General features: G+C 65.5%; 22 protein-coding genes. 12 read left to right on the plus strand and 10 right to left on the minus strand.

Annotation, left to right across the window (positions count from 1 at the left end; translation table 11 throughout):
* The first annotated feature begins 34 nt into the window (after positions 1 to 34).
* From SA190iCDA_RS00515 to SA190iCDA_RS00535, 5 genes are read left to right on the plus strand one after another with little or no spacing between them, the layout of a single operon-like run.
* Positions 35 to 454, plus strand: a complete 420-nt coding sequence (locus SA190iCDA_RS00515; protein ID WP_070886195.1) for a hotdog family protein — start codon at positions 35 to 37, stop codon at positions 452 to 454.
* Positions 454 to 1,182 carry a 3-oxoacyl-ACP reductase FabG gene (gene fabG / locus SA190iCDA_RS00520; protein WP_070885992.1) on the plus strand — a complete coding sequence of 243 codons (729 nt, stop codon included), beginning with the start codon at positions 454 to 456 and terminating at the stop codon, positions 1,180 to 1,182. The genes SA190iCDA_RS00515 and fabG overlap by 1 nt, the downstream gene beginning before the upstream one ends.
* Before the next feature lie 16 nt (positions 1,183 to 1,198).
* Entirely contained in the window at positions 1,199 to 2,425 is a 1,227-nt protein-coding gene (locus SA190iCDA_RS00525; protein ID WP_070885991.1) for a beta-ketoacyl-ACP synthase, read from the plus strand.
* Between the two features lie 24 nt (positions 2,426 to 2,449).
* On the plus strand, positions 2,450 to 2,851 hold the full coding sequence (locus SA190iCDA_RS00530; RefSeq protein ID WP_170833946.1) for a hypothetical protein: 402 nt from the start codon (positions 2,450 to 2,452) through the stop codon (positions 2,849 to 2,851).
* A gap of 18 nt (positions 2,852 to 2,869) precedes the next feature.
* A complete protein-coding gene (locus tag SA190iCDA_RS00535; RefSeq protein ID WP_070885989.1) occupies positions 2,870 to 3,310 on the plus strand; it encodes an excinuclease in 441 nt (146 codons plus the stop codon).
* 41 nt (positions 3,311 to 3,351) lie between these two features.
* Here the strand turns inward: SA190iCDA_RS00535 and SA190iCDA_RS00540 are convergent, their stop codons facing one another.
* Positions 3,352 to 3,906 (minus strand): methyltransferase family protein, encoded by a 555-nt coding sequence (locus SA190iCDA_RS00540; RefSeq protein ID WP_070885988.1) that lies wholly within the window; start codon positions 3,904 to 3,906, stop codon positions 3,352 to 3,354.
* A gap of 58 nt (positions 3,907 to 3,964) precedes the next feature.
* On the opposite strand from SA190iCDA_RS00540, the gene SA190iCDA_RS00545 reads away from it, so the two are divergent.
* Genes SA190iCDA_RS00545 through SA190iCDA_RS00570 form a run of 6 tightly spaced genes read left to right on the plus strand, consistent with a single transcriptional unit; the run spans position 3,965 to position 8,332 of the window.
* Positions 3,965 to 4,372 (plus strand): beta-hydroxyacyl-ACP dehydratase, encoded by a 408-nt coding sequence (locus SA190iCDA_RS00545; RefSeq protein ID WP_070885987.1) that lies wholly within the window; start codon positions 3,965 to 3,967, stop codon positions 4,370 to 4,372.
* Positions 4,365 to 5,249: an ABC transporter ATP-binding protein gene (locus SA190iCDA_RS00550; RefSeq protein ID WP_070885986.1), complete on the plus strand. Its 885-nt coding sequence runs from the start codon at positions 4,365 to 4,367 to the stop codon at positions 5,247 to 5,249. The genes SA190iCDA_RS00545 and SA190iCDA_RS00550 overlap by 8 nt, the downstream gene beginning before the upstream one ends.
* Positions 5,246 to 6,433, plus strand: coding sequence for an ABC transporter permease (locus tag SA190iCDA_RS00555; RefSeq protein ID WP_070885985.1), 1,188 nt, complete (start codon positions 5,246 to 5,248; stop codon positions 6,431 to 6,433). The genes SA190iCDA_RS00550 and SA190iCDA_RS00555 overlap by 4 nt, the downstream gene beginning before the upstream one ends.
* On the plus strand, positions 6,415 to 6,681 hold the full coding sequence (locus SA190iCDA_RS00560) for a hypothetical protein (protein WP_070885984.1): 267 nt from the start codon (positions 6,415 to 6,417) through the stop codon (positions 6,679 to 6,681). The genes SA190iCDA_RS00555 and SA190iCDA_RS00560 overlap by 19 nt, the downstream gene beginning before the upstream one ends.
* A complete protein-coding gene (locus tag SA190iCDA_RS00565; protein ID WP_070885983.1) occupies positions 6,678 to 7,784 on the plus strand; it encodes a beta-ketoacyl synthase N-terminal-like domain-containing protein in 1,107 nt (368 codons plus the stop codon). Before SA190iCDA_RS00560 ends, SA190iCDA_RS00565 begins: the two co-directional genes overlap by 4 nt.
* On the plus strand, positions 7,781 to 8,332 hold the full coding sequence (locus SA190iCDA_RS00570) for a hypothetical protein (RefSeq protein ID WP_070885982.1): 552 nt from the start codon (positions 7,781 to 7,783) through the stop codon (positions 8,330 to 8,332). Before SA190iCDA_RS00565 ends, SA190iCDA_RS00570 begins: the two co-directional genes overlap by 4 nt.
* A gap of 429 nt (positions 8,333 to 8,761) precedes the next feature.
* Here SA190iCDA_RS00570 and SA190iCDA_RS00575 read toward each other — a convergent pair whose 3' ends face one another.
* The 5 genes from SA190iCDA_RS00575 to SA190iCDA_RS00590 are packed head-to-tail and all read right to left on the minus strand — an operon-like array spanning position 8,762 to position 12,251.
* Complete coding sequence (locus tag SA190iCDA_RS00575) at positions 8,762 to 9,763, minus strand: BtrH N-terminal domain-containing protein (RefSeq protein ID WP_070885981.1); 1,002 nt, start codon at positions 9,761 to 9,763, stop codon at positions 8,762 to 8,764.
* Positions 9,760 to 10,167 (minus strand): hypothetical protein, encoded by a 408-nt coding sequence (locus SA190iCDA_RS00580; RefSeq protein WP_070885980.1) that lies wholly within the window; start codon positions 10,165 to 10,167, stop codon positions 9,760 to 9,762. The genes SA190iCDA_RS00575 and SA190iCDA_RS00580 overlap by 4 nt, the downstream gene beginning before the upstream one ends.
* Positions 10,157 to 10,636 carry a 3-oxoacyl-[acyl-carrier-protein] synthase III C-terminal domain-containing protein gene (locus tag SA190iCDA_RS23200; protein ID WP_329610174.1) on the minus strand — a complete coding sequence of 160 codons (480 nt, stop codon included), beginning with the start codon at positions 10,634 to 10,636 and terminating at the stop codon, positions 10,157 to 10,159. Before SA190iCDA_RS23200 ends, SA190iCDA_RS00580 begins: the two co-directional genes overlap by 11 nt.
* A gap of 4 nt (positions 10,637 to 10,640) precedes the next feature.
* Entirely contained in the window at positions 10,641 to 11,315 is a 675-nt protein-coding gene (locus tag SA190iCDA_RS23205) for a hypothetical protein (RefSeq protein ID WP_329610175.1), read from the minus strand.
* An 18-nt stretch (positions 11,316 to 11,333) separates the two neighbouring features.
* On the minus strand, positions 11,334 to 12,251 hold the full coding sequence (locus SA190iCDA_RS00590; RefSeq protein WP_070885979.1) for a hypothetical protein: 918 nt from the start codon (positions 12,249 to 12,251) through the stop codon (positions 11,334 to 11,336).
* Between the two features lie 84 nt (positions 12,252 to 12,335).
* On the opposite strand from SA190iCDA_RS00590, the gene SA190iCDA_RS00595 reads away from it, so the two are divergent.
* A complete protein-coding gene (locus SA190iCDA_RS00595) occupies positions 12,336 to 12,737 on the plus strand; it encodes a DUF2141 domain-containing protein (protein WP_070886194.1) in 402 nt (133 codons plus the stop codon).
* 6 nt (positions 12,738 to 12,743) lie between these two features.
* Here SA190iCDA_RS00595 and hemE read toward each other — a convergent pair whose 3' ends face one another.
* The 4 genes from hemE to SA190iCDA_RS00615 all read right to left on the minus strand — a co-directional run bounded on the left by hemE (position 12,744) and on the right by SA190iCDA_RS00615 (position 21,755).
* A complete protein-coding gene (gene hemE / locus SA190iCDA_RS00600; protein WP_070885978.1) occupies positions 12,744 to 13,811 on the minus strand; it encodes a uroporphyrinogen decarboxylase in 1,068 nt (355 codons plus the stop codon).
* Positions 13,812 to 13,943: 132 nt separating this feature from the next.
* The gene (locus SA190iCDA_RS00605) at positions 13,944 to 15,362 is read right to left on the minus strand and encodes an FAD-dependent oxidoreductase (protein ID WP_070885977.1); all 1,419 of its coding nucleotides are present in this window, start codon (positions 15,360 to 15,362) and stop codon (positions 13,944 to 13,946) included.
* 117 nt (positions 15,363 to 15,479) lie between these two features.
* Complete coding sequence (gltB, locus tag SA190iCDA_RS00610; RefSeq protein ID WP_070885976.1) at positions 15,480 to 19,928, minus strand: glutamate synthase large subunit; 4,449 nt, start codon at positions 19,926 to 19,928, stop codon at positions 15,480 to 15,482.
* A gap of 204 nt (positions 19,929 to 20,132) precedes the next feature.
* Positions 20,133 to 21,755: an AAA family ATPase gene (locus SA190iCDA_RS00615; protein ID WP_070885975.1), complete on the minus strand. Its 1,623-nt coding sequence runs from the start codon at positions 21,753 to 21,755 to the stop codon at positions 20,133 to 20,135.
* Between the last annotated feature and the right edge of the window lie 2 nt (positions 21,756 to 21,757).

Raw genomic sequence — 21,757 nt, forward strand, 5'->3', positions numbered from 1 at the left:
GCCCGTCGCCGAGCTGGTGCCCCACGCTGGCGACATGATTTTGATCGACGAGGTGCTGGCTTTCGGCGCCGACCATATCGACACCCGCCTGGTGGTGCGCCCGGGTGGCCTGTTCAGCCAGACCGACGGCAGCCTGCCGGCCGCCGTGGGCATCGAGCTGATGGCCCAGAGCGTGGCCGCCTTCGCCGGTTGCCATGCCCGTGAACAAGGCCTGCCGGTGGAGCTGGGCTTCCTGCTCGGCACCCGCAACTTTACCTGCAACGTGGACCGCTTTCCGGCTGGCAGCACGCTGCTGATCCACGCCAATCGCTCGCTGCAGGACGACAACGGCATGTGCGTGTTCGAATGCCGCCTCGAAGGCCCGGGCATCCTGGTCGAGGCGCGGCTCAACGTGTTCCAGCCCCGCGACGTGTCCACCTATATCCAAGAACCCCCGTTTCAGGAGCCGTCTTAATGAGCGAGACCATTCTGGTCACCGGATCGAGCCGCGGTATCGGCCGCGCCATTGCCCTGCGCCTGGCACGCGCCGGTTTCGACCTGGTGCTGCACTGCCGCTCGCGCCGTGACGAGGCCGAGGCGGTACAGCGCGAGATCGAGGCCCTGGGCCAGCGCGCGCGCATCCTGCAGTTCGACGTGGCCGACCGGCAAACCTGCCGCAACGCCCTGGAAGCCGACGTGGAAAGCCACGGCGCCTACTACGGCGTGGTGTGCAACGCCGGGCTGACCCGCGACGGCGCCTTCCCGGCGCTCGGCGAGGAGGACTGGGATGTGGTGCTGCGCACAAATCTGGATGGTTTCTACAACGTGCTGCATCCGCTGACGATGCCGATGGTGCGTCGCCGCAAGCCAGGGCGTATCGTCTGCATCACCTCGGTTTCCGGGCTGATCGGCAACCGTGGGCAGGTCAACTACAGTGCCTCCAAGGCCGGCATCATCGGCGCCGCCAAGGCCCTGGCAATCGAGCTGGGCAAACGCAAGATCACCGTCAACTGCGTGGCTCCGGGGCTGATCGATACCGAGATTCTCGACGAGCACGTGCCGCTCGAGGATATCCTCAAGATGGTCCCGGCCGCGCGCATGGGCACCCCGGAAGAAGTGGCCGGCGCGGTGAATTTCCTGATGTCCGACGAGGCGGCCTACATCACCCGCCAGGTGATCGCCGTCAATGGCGGTCTGTGTTGAAAGAGAGCGAAGTGGCATGAAACGCGTAGTCGTAACCGGCATGGCCGGCATCACATCCCTGGGCGACAGCTGGGACAGCATCGCGGCGAATTTCCGCGCCAACCGCAGCGGCATTCGCGTGATGCACGAATGGGATCGCTTCACCGAGTTGAACACCCGCCTGGGTGGCCCGGTCGACGATTTCGTCGTGCCCGCCCGCTGGACCCGCAAGCAGCTGCGCAGCATGGGCCGCGTGTCGCGCCTGTCGGTGTATGCCGCCGAGCGCGCCCTGGCCGATGCCGGCCTGCTCGATGACGAAAGCATCAAGGACGGGCGCATGGGCGTGGCCTGCGGCTCGTCCACCGGCAGCACCGAGGAGATCAAGGCGTTCGGCAACATGCTGCTCAACTCGGTGGCCGACGGTCTCAACGCCAACTCCTACATCCGCATGATGCCGCACACCACGGCGGCCAATATCAGCATCTTCTTCGGCCTCACCGGCCGGCTGATCCCCACGTCCAGCGCCTGCACCAGCGGCAGCCAGGGCATCGGCTACGCCTACGAGGCGATCAAGTTCGGCCGCCTGCCGCTGATGCTTGCCGGCGGCGCCGAAGAGCTGTGCCCGACCGAAGCCATGGTCTTCGACGCCCTGTACGCCACCAGCCTGAAGAATGACGCGCCGCACACCAGCCCGCGCCCCTACGACAGCGGCCGCGACGGCCTGGTGATCGGCGAAGGTGCCGGCATGCTGGTGCTCGAAGAACTCGAACACGCCCTGGCCCGTGGTGCCAGCATCCACGCCGAGATCGTCGGCTTCGGCTGTAACGCCGACGGCCAGCACGCCACCAAGCCGGTGCAGGCCACCATGCGTCGCGCCATGCAGCTGGCCCTGGAAGATGCCGCGCTGGCCCCCGAGGCCATCGGCTACGTCAACGGCCACGGCACCGCCACCGAACAGGGCGACGTCGCCGAAACCCAGGCCACCAGCAGCCTGTTCGGCCCGCGCATGCCGATCAGCTCGCAGAAGAGCTACTTCGGCCACACCCTGGGCGCCTGCGGCGCCCTGGAATCCTGGTTCAGCATCGAGATGCTCAACCGCGACAGCTACGTGCACACCCTGAACCTGGATCACATCGACCCGGCTTGCGGCGAGCTGGACTACCTGCGCGGCGAATTCCGCGAAATGAGCAACGACTACGTGATGAACAACAATTTCGCCTTTGGCGGGGTCAACACCTCGCTGATCTTCCGCCGCTGGCGCTGACCCCCAGGACAAGGACCAAGGATGATGGCTCGCTTCAATTGCTTCGCCCTGCTTGCCGTACTGCTGCTGGGTATTACCGCCTGCGGCTCGAAACCCGTGATGAACATCAACAGCAGCGCACCGCCTGCCGTGGTGAAAGGAGAGGACGACATGCGCCGGGCGATCCTCACCGCACTCCAGCGTCGCCAGTGGACGGTGGAACGTGCCGATCGCGGGCAGATCATGGCGCAGTACACCCGCCGCGGGCACCAGGCTGACATCACCATTCCCTACACGGCGTCGACCTACGCGATCCAGTACCGCGACAGCCACAATCTCGACTATCACGACGGCACCATTCACCGCGCCTACAACAAGTGGGTGCGCAAGCTCGACCGCACCATCCAGCAGGAACTGCGCCGCCCTTCCCTTCCCACGCCCCAGTGACATCCCAGGAGAAACCCGATGAACGCGAAACGCTTGACCGCCGCTGCTCTGCTCACCGCTGCCCTGCTGCCCGCCGTCAGCCAGGCCCGTGACACCGCCCATTTCCTGGACTTCCAGTCGGTGGTCAACGAAGCCACCCAGGCCGGCCGCCTGGACGGCTCGGTGAAGTTCTACCTGAACAAGACCCCGGCCGGCGCCAAGATCATCAACGCCAACGTCACCACCAGCCAGAAGACCAACGCCTTCAACAAGAGCGACGAGGAAGCCTGCCGCTGGGTGCTGCAATCGGCGCTGATCAAGCTGCAGAACTCGGCCAAGGCCGCCGGCGCCAACGCCGTGGTCGATCTGGCCAGCAACTACAAGAACAAGGAATACCGCGACAACAGCAAGTTCGAATGCCACGCCGGCGCCATCATGGCCGGCGTCGCGCTGAAGGGTAAGTACGCGAGCGTCAAGTAAGCCCGTGATGCGCTGCAAGCACAGCCTTGCGGCGCGTCGGCTCAGAAGATGAAGGGCACGAACATGCGGCTGCGCGCCATGTAGTCGCGGTAGGCGTCGCCGAAATAGGCCAGCGACTCGCGCTCCTCGCAGCGCGCGGCGAGCCACAGCAGCACGCTGGCCGCCACGGCCAGCAGCATGAGCAGCGTGCCCGGTTGCTTCCAGGCGATGCCCCAGGCCAGCAGCAGCAGCGAGCAGTACATCGGGTGACGGATGTAGGCGAAGATGCCACTGGTGACCAACTGCGAAGTACGCTCGAAGGCGAACAGCTCGTCGTCCTGGCGGCGCTGGTCGGCCCGCCCGAAGCGGCGCATCTGGTAGACGCCGGCGAACAGCACCGCCAGCGAAGTGGTCAGCAACACCCAGGAAACCTGCTGATGCAGGGCGGCGCGGTCCTCGAACCAGAACGGCGCGTTGAGCACCAGCATCACCAGCATCACTTCCCAGGCGAAGTAGCGGTAGAAGCCGTGGCTGCGCGGGTTGCCCAGCGAGCGCCAGGAGACCAGGGTCAGGGCGATGCTCAGCCCCACGAAAACCACCAATTGCCAACCGCCCACTCGCTTGCTCCCTGAGACCCTCTGTTACACTGCTGCGCTCGCACGCCAGACGCCCGCCATGGATCGCACCCAACTGCACTCACTGCTGCCGCACCAGGGCCAGGCCCTCTGGCTGGATGCCCTGCTCGACCACGATGCCACCGGCATCCGCGGCCTGAGCGAATGGCGGCATCTGCAGAACCTGGGCGAGAACGCCTCGCCGTGCCTGTTGTTCGAGGCCGCTGCCCAATTGTGCGCTGCGCATGGTGCCTTATACGGCAACGACAGCGCCATCGAAATGGCCCTGGTCGGCAAACTCTCCCAGCTGCAGCTGCACTATCACCCCACGCAGCGCGAAGGCGTCCTGCTGGTCAGCGCGACCCAGGAAGCCCTGAGCCCGGCCGGCGCCCTTTACGGCTTCAACGTGCAGGAAGGCGAGCGCCTGCTGCTGGACGGCAAACTGCTGCTGGTGCTCGTCCGTGCTTGAACTCAGCCGCATCGCCTATCGCTACCCCGGTGCAGCGCAACCGGCGCTGCACGGCATCGACCTGCAGCTTCAGGCCGGCCAATGCCTGGGGCTCTTGGGCAGCAATGGCGCCGGCAAGACCACCCTGCTGTCGCTGCTCAGCGGCGTACTGCAGCCCCTGGATGGGCGGATTCTCTGGCGGGGCGAGCGACGCCTGGGCCTGGTGCCCCAGCAACTGGCCTTCTACGCCGGGCTGAAGGTGAGGGAAAATCTCGCGCTGTTCGCCGATCTCTACGGGCTGCGCGGTGCCGAGCGTCACCAGCGCCTGGAGCACTGCATCGCCGGCACGTCCCTGGCGGACAAGCTCGGACGCCGCGCAGAGCGCCTGTCTGGTGGCGAGCAGCGACGTCTGAACTTCGCCATCGGCCTGCTGCAACCGGCCGAGCTGTATCTGTTCGACGAGGCCACCGTGGGCGTCGATGCCGCCAGCCGGCAGTTGCTGCTCGACGCCGTGCAGCAGCTGACCGCCGACGGCAAGGCGGTGATCTACACCAGCCATTATCTGGATGAAGTGGAAAAGGTCGCCGACCGCATCCTGCTGCTGCACGAAGGCCGTGTGCAGCTGGACGTCGACAAGCATCAATTGCTCGGCGATCAGCCCGGCCTGTTTCTGGAGTGGCCCGAGCACGCCCCCGATGCGCTGCCATCATTGCTCACCGAGCTTGGCATCAACGCCGAACACACGCCCAACGGCGTGCGCATCGCCGCGCTGGACGTCGAACAGCTGCTGGCGATCACCCGTTTCATCGCCGCACAGCCCCAAGCCCCCAGCCTGCTGCGCTTCGGTCGGCCGTCCCTGGAGCAGCTGTACCTGCGCCTCAACGGAGGCCGGCTATGAGGCTGCGCGCCCTGGTTCGCAAGGAAATCCTCCTGCTGCTGCGCGACCCTCACGCCCTGGCCGTGCTGTTCCTCATGCCGACGCTGTTTCTGGTGATCATGGCCGGCGCCATGTCCAGCTACCTGCAGGATCGCCTGCCGCCGCTGCAGCTGGTGCTGCAAACCCCGCAGCCCAGCGAGTCGAGCCGTTTCTTTCACGATGCCCTGCAGGCGCAGTTGCCCGACAGCCAGCTGCTGGCCGATGGGCCGGCGCAGATGGCGCGCATCAGCCTGCCGGCGGACTTCGAAGAGAAGCTGCTGGATACGCCCCATCAGGGCCCGACCCTGAGTTTCCCCGCCCAGTTCGACCGCCTCTCGCGCCAGCGCCTGCACGCTGCGGTAACCATCGCCCTGGCGCAGACCCGGCTGCTCGCCTACCTGCAGGACAGCGGCGCGCTGGAAGAAGGACTCAGCCATGCTGAGCAGCTCGAGCTGATTCAGCAGCGCACCGAAAGCCGCATCGACGAGCAGGCGCGCCTGGCCAGCGGCGACCTCAGCGCCCAGGCCAACGCCACGCAGATGAGCGTGCCGGCCTGGCTGATCTTCGGCATGTTCTTCGTGATGCTGCCAATGGCCGGCAGCTTCCAGCGCGAGCAGCAGAGCGGCGCGCTGCTGCGCTTCCGCTGCCTGGGCCTGGGGCTCGGCACCCTGGCGGCGAGCAAGGTGCTGCCGTACCTGGCCATCAACCTGGTGCAGTTCGTGGTGCTGCTGACGATCGGCGTGCACGGCCTGCCGCTGGCGGGCCTGCCGGCGCTGGAGCTCAACGGCAGCCAGCTCGCCTACGCCGTGCTGGCCATCAGCATCGCCCTGACCACCACCAGCCTGGGCCTGTTGCTGGCCGCCATGGCGCGCAGTAGTGAACAAGCCCTATTGCTTGGCGGCGGGATCAATATCATCCTCGCAGCCATCGGCGGCATCATGGTGCCCAAGAGCGTGATGCCCGAGGCCATGCGTCAGCTCGCGGAGCTATCACCGATGAGCTGGGCACTGGACGCCTTCCTTACCCTGCTGGTGGGCCACGGCTCACTGAACGACGTAGCCCCCTGGTGCGCGCGCCTGCTGCTGTTCGCAGCGGTGGCCGGCGCCAGCGGCTTGTTCCTGTTCCACAAACGAGTACAGCAAACGCAATGGACCACACACTACTAGAAGAAAAGCTCAAGCAGTTGCTGATTCGCGAGTGCGACAAGGAAGACGACATCGACTGGCAAAGCATCGGAGACGACGAACCGCTGTTCGGCCAGCAGAGCCGTATCCAGATGGATAGCCTGGACGCCCTGCAAGTCTCCCTGGCGCTGCAGCAGCACTACGGCGTACGCATCGAAGGCGCCAAGGACGGCCGGCGTATTCTCAACAGCATCGCCAGTATCGCGGCCTTTATCAGGCAACAGCAGTGACGCCCGTCTACCTGCAGCGAGGCGCCCTGCACAGTGCCCTCGGCGCCGACCTGCGCGCCGCCAACGCCGCCCTGCGCAGCGGCCTGCGGCCAACCGCCAACACCGTGCTGCTGCACGAGCTGCAGGCGCCACGTCCGTACCTGGCCGTGGCCGGCGGCGAAACACCGGGCGAGCATTGCGACCGGCTGATTCGCGAAACCCTGGGCGACGAGCCCGGCGCGCTGGACGACTGCCTGCTGATCGTCGCCAGCACCAGCCTGGATATCGACGAGCTGGAGGCACGCGCGGCTCGCCACGGCGGCTTTCACCCGGATCACTCGACCTCCCTCGACCTGATCGCCGAGCGGCTGCGCGAGCGCTTCGGTTTCGTCGACGCCTTCACCCTCAACACCGCTTGCACGAGCGCCGCCAATGGCTTGCTATATGGTGCCCGCATGTTGGGCGCCCACCTGTATCGCCGTGTGCTGGTGCTGGCCTTCGAAACCCCCAGCGCCATCGCCCAGCAAGGCTTTGGCGCCTTGGGCCTGGTATCGCCCAGCGGCGATTATCGTCCCTTCCACCCGCAACGCGATGGCCTGGTGCTGGGCGAGGCCTACGCGGCCACCCTGCTGGCCCTGGAGCCGGGCCCGGCACCGCTGGCCCGCCTGCTGGGCGGCTTCAGCGCCTGCGACACCAGCAGCCTGACCAATACCCGCGAAGACGGCAGCCATATCGAGTGGGTGATGCGCGAAGCCCTGCGCGGTGCTGGCGTGACTGCCGAGCAGATTGGCCTGGTCAAACCCCATGGCACGGCCACTGGCGCCAATGACAGCGCCGAGAGCAACGGCGTGCGCCGGCTGTTCGGTGAGGCGCTGCCGCCGCTGTGCGTGCTCAAGCCCTGGCTCGGCCACACCCTGGGCGCCTGCGGCCTGACCGAGACCCTGCTGCTGGTGGAAAACCTCGCCCACCTGCCCGCCTGCGACTACGCCCGGGACGCCCTGCTGCCGCTGTCGGGCGAGCCCCTGGCGGTTACCGAGGGCAGCCTGCTGCTGGCCAACTACTTCGGCTTTGGCGGCAACAACGCCAGCCTGGTGCTGCAACGCGGCGCGGGAGACGCACCATGAGCCATGCCATCGCGGCCTGCAGCGTACGCGGGGATGTGGAAAACACCGACAAGGACCTCAAGACCGCGCTGATCAGCTGGCTACCGACCACGCCACGCCGCATCGATCGGCTGATTCTGCAGGCCCTGCTGTGCACCGCACCGCTCAAGGCCAAGATACGCCGCGACTGCGGCCTGTACCTGGCCTCGCGCCACCCGGCCCGGGCCACCATGGGCTCGCTGCTCGACAGCGTGTGCGTCCACCTGCTGCAGCCCAAGCCCTTCGAGTTCGTCAACAGCGTCAGCAACGCCGCCGGCTTTCATGTCGCCGCACAACTGGGGCTGGAAGGCCCGAACCTCTTCATCGGTGCAGGCCCGAACGTGTGGAAACACCTGCAGGCACTGGCCAGCCTGGACCTGGCCGACGGCCTGATCGGCCAGGCGCTGCTGGTGCTGATCGATGAAGACGGCGAGTTCGAGGCTCAGGGGGTGCTGATCGAAGGGCCAAGCCGGGCGGCGGATTTTGCCGAGCTGACGGCGGGAATCGATGTGCTGCAGTTGCAGCTGTAAAGCAGCGGGCGTTTGGCTGGCTTTAGCTTTTTGATGTTTTTCCTACACGGGAATAACAGGCGACACAACTCGCCCCTTCAGGAGGCCGAATGGAGTCGTTGTGCAGGGGGACGAGCCGCATGGATGCGGCGAGAGGCCTGATGGGCCATGGATGGCCCTTCCAGGCCGGCCCCCGGAACAACGATGGAGTGAGCGAACCCCGGCGAAGCCGGGGCCGAATGTCGGGGCTAGACCTTTTGGTTACTTTTGGGGCGATGCCAAAAGTAACCCGCTCGTCAGAGCGGAACCGAACGCAAGAGCAATGCGATAACTCTGGCAAATCACAGCTCAAGCATGTGAAGCGGGCTGTTCAGAAAACTCGAGGCTAAAGCGGATCGCCGCCCGGCCTATCCTACAAAAGCTCCGCACCGACCTTCCTACAGCCTTATCTCAGCCCTTGCGCTTGGCCCAAGCCCCCAACTCTTTCATCAACACCCGCTCCTGACCGGCAATCCCCCGCAGCATCTCGGCAATCGGCCGGAAATCCCGGGCCTCACCCTTGCTGCGGCTGGCGCGCACGCAGGCCGAGGCGAACTGGCGCCAGTCATCGCCCACCGCGGTCAGGCGCGTCGAGGCTTCGCGCAGGGTGGCATCGCCGATCTTCCCGCCGGCCTCCTGCAGGAAACTGGCGTACATGAAGCGAAAACCGGCGCCGCCGGTGCCGATCTCTTCCTGCATGCGCACGATATGGGTCAGATACAGGCGGTTGTACTTGGCCTGGGCCGGATCGAGCCTCTCCACGCAGCTGGCCAAGTGGCGAATGCCGCGAATGCCGATCCACGGCAGTGGCAGGCCATCGAGAATGCGCGTGGTGGACAGCACGCTCTGGCGAATCAGCTGCGCCCAGTCCTGCTCGGGCGACACGTCATCCAGGTAATACATCAAACCCTTGGCCGCCAGGGCGCCCTTGGCAAAGCGGGCCTTCTGCAGGTCCGCGGTGGCGCAGCGCACCGGCGCCTCGAATACCGGGTCGCTGAGCAGGTAGTCGTCGCCCTCACGCCCATAGGCCAGGAGGTTGTGGGCGTTGAAGTGAAAGCGCATCTCCGGCGGGAAGTACGGCAGCCAGAACACCGAGCTCTGCAGCCCGACCAGGCGGCCGCCGTCCAGCGCCTCGTCGAGGGCCTGGCGCCCCTGCTCGGGATTGCTGAAGGTGCGGCTGGTCAGCCTCACACCCAGGCGCTTGCTGAGGGTCTTGATCAGGTGGCGCGGCGGCATGCGGTAGGCAATCAGCGGCATACCGCCGAGCTTGACGATCGGCAGGTAGGCGAACGCCAGGCCCGAGGCCAGGCCGAAGGCCATCGGCTCGCTCATCGGCAGGCCGGCCTGGCTGAGCAGGCTGGCCATCACGCCGCTTTCGCAGTGGGCGCTCTGGCGGTGCTCGAAGGCGGTCATGGCAGTTCCTTCCGGTAGCGACGCAGCTCGTCGACGGTCAAACCGAAGGCCTCGGCGTAGCGGGCCAGCAGCGAATCGCTCAGGCGCCGGTAAATTTCAGGTCGAAAGTGCCGGCGTACGCGCCATTGCCAAATCCCGGCAATCTGCGCCAGGGCCGGCAGGTCCATGCGGTAGCGGTACATCAGGCACTCGAGCGGCGACGCCTCGCCGCGCTGCCAGGCGGCGTGGGCCTCGGCTTCCTGGGCCTGCAGCTCGGCGACCGCCAACTGGGTGGAATAGGACTCCGGCTCCCAACCGGCGCTCGACGCGCCCTGGTAGCGGCCCTGGTCATCGACGGCATAGAGCAGCTTGCTGTGCCCGCCGTAGGCGGAATCCGGATCCTGGGGAACCTCGTCAAGCTTCATTGCCGACCACCGTCAGGTGCATGAATGCACTGGAGAAACGCCCGCTTTCCGGCACGTAGCAGAGCAGCTTCTGGCCGCTGCGCAGGTGCCCGCCATTGAACAGCTCGTCGAGGATGACGAAGATCGACGCCGCGCCGGTGTTGCCCTTGCTCGTCAGGTTGGTGAACCAGCGCGCCATGGGGATCGCCAGGTCGACCTCGGCCAGGCCAGCGGCCAGGCGCTCGCGGAAGAATTCGGACGAGTAATGGGGCAGGAACCAGTCGATGTCCGCCACGCGCAGCTCGCGGCGCGCCATGATGCGGCGCAGCGCCTCGACCACGGTGAGGCGGACGATATTGTCGTTGAGCAGTTTGACGTCCTGCTTGACCGCCATCACCGAGCGCTGCGCGCGCTGCTCGGCGTCATAGCGGGCCCAGCCACGTAGCGCGCCGTCTTCCATCTCGGCACCGGCATACATGCAGGCCGACATCTGATCAGCGAAGGAGACGATGTCCAGCCAGTCGATGCGCAGGCTCAGGCCCCGGGGCGTTGGGGCGATCCTGCAACAGTACGGCACCAGCGCCGTCGGAGAGCATCCAGCGCAGGAAATCCTTCTCGAAGGCGATTTCCGGGTGTTTTTCCAGTTCGTCGACGCGGCTCTCGTATTCGGCGTTGAAGTTGCGCGCCTGCATCATCGCCGAGGCCACTTCAGAGCCACAGGCCACGGCGTTGCGGCTCTGCCCGCTGGCCACGTTCATCCACGCGTATTTCAGAGCGGTCATCCCGCATACGCAGATACCGGCGGTGGTCACCACTTCGCAGGGCGGGCTGCCCAGCTCGCCGTGCACCATCACCGCGTGGCCGGGCATCACCTGGTCGGGCGACGAGGTACCGGCCACCAGGCACTCCAGTTCGTCCAGGTTGAAGCCGTCACCGGCCAGGCCGCGAATCGCCTGCGCGCTGAGCTGGGCGTTGCTCAGGCTCGGCTCGCCGCTGAACGGGTCGATGACGTAGTGGCGCTGCTGGATGCCATTGCGGCGCAGGATCAGCTTGCGCGCCCGCGAGGGCTTTTCGCCGACCATGCCGAGCCGCGCCTCCATTTGCTCGTTATCGACCGGGTCATGGGGCAGTCTGGCACTGATACGGTTGATGAATACGGGTGCTACCACAGGATTACCTCGGTCACTTCACTCGCCGGACGGGCCGGCGAAGTAGGCCTTTTGACGCTGGATTCGCGCCTTGAACAACGGCGCCAACAACTTTTTCAACAGGGCGCTGATCGGCACCACGGTCAGAATCAGGCAGATCAGGAAAGCGATATAGACCACCAGCCCGACGCCGCGGCGCATGCTCTGCTGCGGGCCGAGCGCTGCCAACAGGCGGCTCCACAGGGTAAAGCTGCGGTTGCCGACCTTTTCGCTGGCGATCAGTTTTTCATCCACCTTCACCGCGCCCAGGCCGGTGAGCATCGGCTGCTCGATGGGCTGCTCGTCAGCCAGTAGGCGACGCGCCATGGCCTCGCCAAAGCGGCTGGCAGCAGCCAGTTCGCCCTCGTCGATACCGGCACGCGGCACCCAGCTGTAGGGCTTCTGCCGGCCGGTGAACATCCACAACGGCGTGGCCAGAAAGCTCGCTGCAGTGCCACAGGCATCGGTCAGCACCACGTTGTCGACCAGCCGCGCGCCCAGCGCCTGCAGACGCGCCTTGACCTTTTCCTGGGCCATCAGCCACATATTGCGGCAGCCGATCAGGGTCACCACTGGCGTGCCCTTGAGCAGCTGAGCAGCCTCGGGCGAGGCAAGAAAACTGCTGCAGGGCAGCGAGGGCGACAGGAACCACACCTGGTAGGCGAGAATGATCAGGTCGTAACGCTTGTCGGCGTCGACAGCCAGGGGCAGCAGCGGCTGCGGCTTCATCAGCACGGTTTCCGGGAAGATCCGGAAGAAGCCGAGAAAGGGCCAGGGAAAGGGAAACGGCTGGGCCGGCTGCAGGGCCAGGAAATCGACCTGCACGCCGTCACTCGCCTGCATGGGCGCACAGACCGATTGCACCAGGCGGTTCAATTGGCCAGTCTGTGAAAAGTGAACGACGAGAACCTGACGCATTTTTTAAGCGAATCCCTGCAAAATGGGCGGATTATGCCACAGAGACTTCTTCAAATCGTAACCAAACGCTGCGTGGCCTGCGCAGTGGTTCTCCTGTCTGGCACCTTGTCGGCCCAGGCGGGCGATCTTTTGGTACGCGTGCAGGGCAATCAAAGTACCGCCCCGCTCTACCTGGGGCTGGTCAGCGCAGACCAGAAGATCTGGGAGCCGCTGTTGCACGCGCAGCAGGGCAGCGGCGAGCAACTGATCGTCAAGGACGTGCCGCCGGGGCGCTTCGCCCTGCAGCTCTATCAGGACAGTAACGGCAACGGCCGCCTCGACCTCAGCCCCCGCGGCATTCCCCAGGAGCCCGTCGGCTTCTCCGCCAATCCGACCTTGCTCAAGGGCAAGCCGACACCCAGGGCGGCACAATTCGAGCATGGCGACCAGGACACGCTGATCGATATCCGCCTGCACCAGCCTCGCGGCAAAGCGCAGACGGACTAACCGCAATCAACGGTGGTAGGCAGCCGACAGCTCGTGGACGGCTTCGAGGAAGGCGCCGGCGTGGACCGGATCGACTTCCGGGGTGATGCCATGGCCCAGGTTGAAGACATGCCCAGTGCCATTGCCGTAGCTGTCGAGGATGCGCGCGACTTCGGCGCGGATCGCCGCTGGCTTGGCGTACAGCACGGTGGGATCCATGTTGCCCTGCAGGGCCACCTGATGACCGACGCGGCGGCGCGCTTCGCCAATGTCGCAGCTCCAGTCCAGGCCCAGGGCGTCGGCACCGGTGGCTGCTATCGACTCCAACCACAGGCCGCCATTCTTGGTGAACAGGATCACCGGGATCTTGCGACCGTCCTGCTCGCGGATCAGGCCGTCGACGATCTTCTGCATGTAGGCCAGGGAAAAGGTCTGATAGGCGGCCGACGACAGGTTGCCGCCCCAGGTATCGAAGATCTGCACGGCCTGGGCGCCGGCGCGAATCTGCCCGTTGAGGTAGGCGGTCACCGACTGCGCCAGCTTGTCGAGCAGCGCGTGCATGGCCTCGGGCTGGTCGTAGAGCATCGCCTTGATCTTGCGGAAGTCCTTCGACGAGCCGCCTTCGACCATATAGGTCGCCAGCGTCCATGGGCTGCCGGAAAAGCCGATCAGCGGAACACGGCCATTCAGCGCCGACTTGATGGTGCGCACCGCGTCCATCACGTAGCCCAGGTCCTGTTCCGGATCGGGAATCGGCAGTGCCTCGATATCCGCGGCGCTGCTGATCACCTTCCTGAAACGCGGGCCTTCGCCGGTTTCGAAGTACAGACCCTGGCCCATGGCATGGGGAATGGTGAGGATGTCCGAGAACAGGATCGCGGCGTCGAGCTGCGGGTAGCGATCCAGCGGCTGCAGGGTGACTTCGCAGGCGAACTCGGGGTTCATCATCAGGCTCATGAAGTCCCCGGCCCTGGCGCGGCTGGCGCGGTACTCGGGCAGGTAACGACCGGCCTGGCGCATCATCCACACCGGCGTGACGTCGACGGGCTGCTTGAGCAGGGCACGCAGGAAACGGTCGTTCTTCAGGGCGGTCATGGCAGAGTCCTAGAAAAAAGTGCGGGCATTTTCGCAGACCCCAAAACAAAAGGCACGGCGAGGGCCGTGCCTTTTCTCTATCGGGTCAATTTGTCGCGGGCAAATGCCTGACGGCTCGCCGAGCGCTGTCGCTTAGACGCCGAGGTAGTCGAGAATCCCTTCAGCGGCGTTGCGCCCTTCGTAGATGGCGGTAACCACCAGGTCGGAGCCGCGCACCATGTCACCGCCGGCAAACACCTTCGGGTTGCTGGTCTGGTGCTTGAAGGTGGCCTTTTCCGGCGCGACCACGCGGCCCTGGGTATCGATACGGATGTCGAACTCCTCGAACCAGGGCGCCGGGCTCGGGCGGAAGCCGAAGGCGATCAGCACGGCTTCGGCCGGGATGATTTCCTCGGAGCCCGGGATCGGCTCGGGACTGCGACGGCCACGGGCATCCGGCTCGCCGAGGCGGGTCTCGACCACCTTGACGCCTTCGACCCGGTCTTCGCCGACGATGGCGATGGGCTGGCGGTTGAACAGGAACTTCACGCCCTCTTCCTTGGCGTTCTTCACTTCCTTGCGCGAGCCCGGCATGTTCGCCTCGTCGCGGCGGTAGGCGCAGGTCACGGCCTTGGCACCCTGGCGGATCGAGGTGCGGTTGCAGTCCATGGCGGTGTCGCCACCGCCGAGCACCACGACGCGCTTGCCCTTCATGTCGACGAAGTCTTCCGGCGCCTTCTCGAAACCGAGGTTGCGGTTGACGTTGGCGATCAGGAAATCCAGCGCATCGTGCACGCCCGGCAGGTCCTCGCCGGGGAAGCCGCCCTTCATGTAGGTGTAGGTGCCCATGCCCATGAACACGGCATCGTATTCATCCAGCAGCTGCTGCAGGGTGACGTCCTTGCCCACTTCGGTGTTCAGGCGGAACTCGATGCCCATGCCGGTGAAGACTTCGCGGCGGTTGCTGAGCACGGTCTTTTCCAGCTTGAACTCGGGGATGCCGAAGGTCAGCAGGCCGCCGATCTCCGGGTTCTTGTCGAACACCACCGGGGTCACGCCGTTGCGCACCAGCACGTCGGCACAGCCCAGGCCGGCCGGCCCAGCGCCGATCACCGCGACCCGCTTGCCGGTCGGCTTGACCTTGGACATGTCCGGGCGCCAGCCCATGGCGAAGGCGGTGTCGGTGATGTACTTCTCCACCGAGCCGATGGTCACCGCGCCGAAGCCGTCGTTGAGGGTACAGGCGCCCTCGCAGAGACGGTCCTGCGGGCACACGCGGCCGCAGACTTCCGGCAGGGTGTTGGTCTGGTGGCTCAGCTCGGCGGCGGCCAGGATGTTGCCCTCGGAGACCAGCTTCAACCAGTTGGGGATGAAGTTGTGCACCGGGCACTTCCACTCGCAATACGGGTTGCCGCAACCCAGGCAGCGGTGCGCCTGGTCGCTGGCCTGGGCCGGCTTGAAGGTGTCGTAGATCTCGACGAATTCCTTCTTGCGCTGACGCAGCAGCTTCTTCTTCGGGTCTTTACGCCCGACTTCGATGAACTGGAAGTCGTTATTCAGACGTTCAGCCATGTCATAAACCTCTTAACAGCGGCGGCAAGCTTCAAGCTGCAAGCCGCAAGACAATCACGGTGGCCGGCACGCCCCTGCTCCCAACTTGCAGCTTGAGGCTTGCCACTTGCAGCTGTTTTATTGCGGGTTGGCGCGGATGCTGGAGAGCAGCGACTTGAGGTTCGCGGCCTTGGGCTTGACCAGCCAGAACTTGCGCAGGTAGTCGTCCAGGTTTTCCAGCAGGTTACGGCCCCACTCGCTCGACGTCTCTTCGACGTACTCGACCAGCACGCGCTCCAGGTGGCTACGGTAGGCCTCCATGGACTCGCTGTTGATGCGCTGGATTTCCACCAGTTCGTGGTTCACACGGTCATAGAAGCTGTTGTCCAGGTCGAGCACGTAGGCGAAGCCGCCGGTCATGCCGGAACCGAAGTTGTAGCCGGTCTTGCCCAGCACGCAGACGAAGCCGCCGGTCATGTATTCGCAGCAGTGGTCGCCCACACCCTCGACCACCGCATGGGCGCCGGAGTTGCGCACCGCGAAACGCTCGCCCGCGGTGCCGGCGGCGAACAGCTTGCCGCCAGTGGCACCGTACAGGCAGGTGTTGCCGATGATCGCGCTGTCTTGGGTGGCGAACGGGCTGCCCTTCGGCGGCACGATCACCAACTTGCCGGCAGTCATGCCCTTGCCGACGTAGTCGTTGGCGTCGCCTTCGAGGTACAGGTTCAGGCCGCCGGCGTTCCACACGCCGAAGCTCTGCCCGGCCGTGCCCTTGAAGCGGAAGGTGATTGGCGCCTTGACCATGCCCTGGTTGCCGTGCACCCGGGCGATCTCGCCGGAGACGCGGGCACCGATGGAACGGTCGCAGTTGCAGATGTCGAGTTCGAACTCGCCGCCGCTGGCGCCATCGATGGCCGACTTGGCCATGGACAGCATTTCCTCGGCCAGCAGGCCCTGGTCGAACGGCGGGTTGCGGTCGACCTCGCAGAACTGCGGCTTGTCCGCCGGGATATGGTCGCTGCCCAGCAGCGGGGTCAGATCCAGGTGGTTCTGCTTGGCGCTTTCGCCCGGCAGCACGTCGAGCAGGTCGGTACGACCGATCAGCTCGCCGAGGCTGCGCACGCCCAGCTTGGCCAGCCACTCGCGGGTTTCTTCGGCCACATAGGTGAAGAAATTCACCACCATGTCGACGGTGCCGATGAAGTGGTCCTTGCGCAGCTTGTCGTTCTGGGTGGCCACGCCGGTGGCGCAGTTGTTCAGGTGGCAGATACGCAGGTACTTGCAGCCCAGGGCGACCATCGGCGCGGTGCCGAAGCCGAAGCTCTCGGCGCCGAGGATGGCGGCCTTGATCACGTCCAGGCCGGTCTTCAGGCCGCCATCGGTCTGCACCCGCACCTTGCCGCGCAGGTCGTTGCCGCGCAGGGTCTGGTGGGTCTCGGCGAGGCCCAGTTCCCACGGCGCGCCGGCGTACTTGATGGAGGTCAGCGGCGAAGCGCCGGTACCGCCGTCGTAACCGGAAATGGTGATCAGGTCGGCGTAGGCCTTGGCGACGCCGGCAGCGATGGTGCCGACGCCGGCTTCGGAGACCAGCTTCACCGAGACCAGGGCGCTGGGGTTGACCTGCTTGAGGTCATAGATCAGCTGCGCCAGGTCTTCGATGGAGTAGATGTCGTGGTGCGGCGGCGGCGAGATCAGCGTCACGCCCGGCACCGCATAGCGCAGCTTGGCGATCAGGCCGTTGACCTTGCCGCCTGGCAGCTGGCCGCCCTCGCCCGGCTTGGCGCCCTGGGCCACCTTGATCTGCAGCACTTCGGCATTGACCAGGTATTCCGGGGTCACGCCGAAGCGGCCGGTGGCGATCTGCTTGATCTTCGAGCTCTTGATGGTGCCGTAACGCGCCGGGTCTTCACCGCCTTCGCCGGAGTTGGAGCGGGCGCCCAGGCGGTTCATCGCCTCGGCCAGGGCTTCGTGGGCCTCGGGCGACAGGGCGCCCAGGGAGATCCCGGCGGCATCGAAGCGCTTGAAGATCACCTCCAGCGGCTCGACTTCATCCAGGCTCAGCGGCTGGTCGGCCAGCTTGACCTGCAGCAGGTCGCGCAGCATCGACACCGGGCGGGTGTCGACCAGTGCGGTGTATTCCTTGAATTTCTCGTAGCTGCCCTGCTTTACCGCGGCCTGTAGGGTGTTGACCACGTCCGGGTTGTAGGCGTGGTACTCGCCGCCATAGACGAACTTGAGCAAACCGCCCTGCTGGATGGCCTTGCGGTTGTTCCAGGCTTCGGCGGCCAGGGCCTTCTGCTCGGCTTCCAGGTCGGCGAAACGCGCGCCCTTGAGGCGGCTCGGCACACCCCGGAAGCACAGGTCGGTGACCTCGTCGGCCAGGCCAACGGCTTCGAACAGCTGGGCGCCGCGGTAGGAACCGACGGTGGAGATGCCCATCTTCGAGAGGATCTTCAAGAGGCCCTTGGAGATGCCCTTGCGGTAGTACTTGAAGACTTCGTACAGGTCGCCCAGCACTTCGCCGGTGCGGATCAGGTCGCCCAGCACTTCGTAGGCCAGGAACGGATAGACCGCCGAGGCGCCGAAGCCGATCAGCACCGCGTAGTGGTGCGGGTCACGGGCAGTGGCGGTTTCCACCAGGATGTTGCAGTCGCAACGCAGGCCGGTCTCGGTCAGGCGGTGGTGCACCGCACCGGTGACCAGCGCGGCGTGGGCCGGCAGCTTGCCCGGGGCGATATGGCGGTCGCTGAGTACCAGCAATACCTTGCCGGCGCGCACGGCTTCTTCGGCCTGGTCGGCCATGTTGCGCACGGCCGCTTCCAGGCCGATCGACTCGTCGTAGTTGAGGTCGATGATCTGGCGCTCGAAGCCCGGGCGATCCAGGTTCATCAGGGTGCGCCACTTGGCCGGGGAGATCACCGGCGAGCTGAGGATCACGCGAATGGCGTGCTCGGGCGACTCCTCGAAGATATTGCGCTCGGCGCCGAGGCAGATCTCCAGCGACATGACGATGGCTTCGCGAAGCGGGTCGATCGGCGGGTTGGTGACCTGGGCGAACTGCTGGCGGAAATAATCGTACGGCGAGCGCACGCGCTGGCTCAGCACGGCCATCGGCGTGTCGTCACCCATGGAACCGACCGCTTCCTGGCCCTGCTCGGCGAGCGGGCGCAGCACCTGGTCACGCTCCTCGAAGGTGACTTGGAACATCTTCATGTACTGCTTGAGCTGATCGGCCTCGTAGAAGGCCGAGCCATGGTCGTTGTCTTCCATGGTCGCACGCACGCGCAGCGCGCTCTTGCGCAGCCACTGCTTGTAGGGGTGGCGCGACTTGAGGCGGTTGTCGATGTCGTCGGTGGTCAGTACCTGGCCGGTTTCGGTGTCGACAGCGAGGATCTGGCCCGGACCGACGCGGCCCTTGGCGACCACGTCTTCGGGCTGGTAATTCCACACGCCGATTTCCGAGGCCAGGGTGATGTAGCCGTTGCTGGTGGTCACCCAGCGCGCCGGGCGCAGGCCATTGCGGTCGAGCAGGCACACGGCGTGGCGGCCATCGGTCAGCACCACGCCGGCCGGGCCATCCCAGGGCTCCATATGCATGGAGTTGTATTCGTAGAACGCGCGCAGGTCGGCGTCCATGGTCTCGACGTTCTGCCAGGCCGGCGGAATGATCATGCGCACGCCGCGGAACAGGTCGATGCCGCCGGTGACCATCAGTTCGAGCATGTTGTCCATGCTCGAGGAGTCGGAGCCGACGCGGTTGACCAGCGGGCCGAGCTCGTCGAGGGCCGGGATCTGGCCGTTCTCGAACTTGGTGCGGCGCGCCTGGGCCCAGTTGCGGTTGCCGGTGATGGTGTTGATCTCGCCGTTGTGGGCGAGGAAACGGAACGGCTGGGCCAGCGGCCACTTCGGCAGGGTGTTGGTGGAGAAACGCTGGTGAAAGACGCAGATGGCGGTCTGCAGGCGCTCGTCACCCAGGTCCGGGTAGAACTGCTGCAGGTCGGCCGGCATCATCAGGCCTTTGTAGATGATGGTCTTGTGCGAGAAGCTGCAGATGTAGTGCTCGGTGTCCGCGGCGTTGGCCACCGAGGAGCGGCGGCGCGCGCAGAACAGCTTGATGGCGAACTCCTGGTCGCTCAGGCCTTCACCGCCGATGAACACCTGCTCGATCTGCGGCAGGCGTTCCAGCGCCAGCTGGCCAAGCACGCGGGTATCGATCGGCACCTTGCGCCAGCCGACCAGGCTCAGGCCAGCCGCCTGGATCTCGCGGTTCATGTTGTCGCGAGCAGCACTGGCCCTGGCGTCATCCTGATTGAGAAAGACCATGCCAACGGCATACTGCTTGGGCAGTTCGACGCCAAAGGTTGCCTGGGCCACGGCGCGCAGGAACAGATCGGGCTTTTGAATCAGCAAACCGCAGCCATCACCCGTCTTGCCGTCGGCGTTGATGCCGCCACGGTGGGTCATGCAGGTCAGGGCTTCGATCGCGGTCTGCAACAGGTGATGGCTGGCCTCACCCTGCATGTGGGCGATCAGGCCGAAGCCGCAGTTATCCTTGAACTCATCAGGACGGTACAAACCTGCTTTCATAGGGGACTCTCACCAGACAGCCTTTCTCAGGCGTTTTCTCTAATCCGCGCGCAGGTCTAGACGCCGCGTTGCGCAGGCAAACGGAGGGCATTGTACATAGCGAGATAGGCGTCACAAAGAACAATGTGACGAAAAACAGGAATAAAATGTCGCAAAAATGAAAGAGCCCGTTACGTCAGTGTGTGCGTAACGGGCTCGTTTCGGTCAGGGCGCCATTTCCTGGGTGACACTGGCGAAGGATTTCGGCCATGGCTTGCCGGCCTGAACCTTGGCGGGCAGGGTCTTCACGGCAGCCTGAGCGGCGTCGCGGGTGGCAAAGCTACCATAAGTGATGACGAAAAGTGGCTTACCCTGGTGCATCTTCTTGAAGTAGCGGTACTGCGCGCCGTTCTGACTGACAAAGGAGCGCGCCGCGGCCTCGGTACTGGTGCCCAGTACCTGCAGGGTGTAGTGGCTCTTGCTCTGCGCCGCATACCAGCTATTGGCTTGCGAGCCACCCGCCGTGGCCGGTGCTGGCGTCGCCGGTGCAGGCCGGGCTGCCGTGGCAGGCGGTGTAGCGGGCTTGGGCTGTTCGACCGGCCTGGGCTGCTGCACTGGCTTCGGCTGCTCAGCCGGTTTCGGCTGGGGTACAACGGGCGTGGCCACTTGCGGCGCCGGAGCAGGCGTTGGCGTGGGCACGTTCTGCGCGGCAGTCGGGGGAATGTTCACCGGCGCAGCCGGCGTGGACTCCGGCAATTCGACGTTCGCCTCGCCGTCGGTTTCACCCGCTGCCTGGGCCAGGGGCTGGCGGATCACCGGCTGCGACTGACCGACCAGCGGCAACGGCAGCGGCTGGTTGCTGCCCGCGAACTCGATCGGCGGCCGACCATCAGCGCCCTGCTCAGCGCCAGCCGGTGCACCAGGTGCAGTTTCAGGCTGCGGCGTTGCGCCCATGGGCAGCTGGGCCTGGGCCGGTGCCTGTGCATCGGTTGGCTCGGAGCGGCCTTGCATCAGCAGGGCAGCAGCCACACCGACAGCGACCACGCCCAGCGCGAGCAGGTGCTTCTTGGGCAGCTTGAGCGCGAAACCACCACCCTTTACCGCGCCACGGCGCGCGGCCATGGCATCGATCAGCACATCGCGCGCCACCCGGTTGATTTCACCCGGCCAGCCACCAGAGCGCTCGTGAATCAGCTCGATCTGCTCTTCGGACAGCAGGTCGATGCCCTGGGCCGCCCCCTCCAGGCGAACGGCCAGGTATTCACGGGTCTCGTCTTCGCTGTAGGGCTGCAGCTCGATCACATGGAAGGATTCTTCGCCATTGCTCAGGGCATCCAGGCGGGCGATCAGATCGCTATCGGCGAACAGGAAGACGTGGGGACGACCTTCGCTGTTGCCTTGCGCCAGGATCAGCAGTTCATCGATCGCCGCATCGCTGAGCTCCTCGGCATCGTCGATCAGCAGGTAGACCTCCTGCCCGGTCAAAGACAGCTGGCCAACCTGACCGAGCAGCGAGGCGCGATCGGTCTGCTGGGTATTCAAACCCTGGGCGACATGGCGCATCAGGGTCGCAGGATCCGCCGCGCCTTGGGCCGAGACCACCACGTTGTGCACCGCCTGCTTGTTGGTGCTGGCGACCAGCGCCTGGCGCAGCAGGGTCTTGCCGCTGCCCGCGGGGCCGGTGACCACCAGCAGCAACTGGCTGTAGCGCGCCAGGTGATGCAGCTGCCCGAGCACCGGCTTGCGCTGCGCCGGGAAAAACTTGAAGCCAGGCACCCGTGCCGCGAAGGGATCGTGGGTGAACTGGTAGTGGTCGAGAAATGCTTCGTCGGCGTGCAAACTGGTCATTG

Origin of the sequence: Pseudomonas argentinensis, from assembly GCF_001839655.2 — a bacterium.
In the GTDB taxonomy this organism is placed as follows: Bacteria; Pseudomonadota; Gammaproteobacteria; order Pseudomonadales; family Pseudomonadaceae; genus Aquipseudomonas; species Aquipseudomonas argentinensis_B.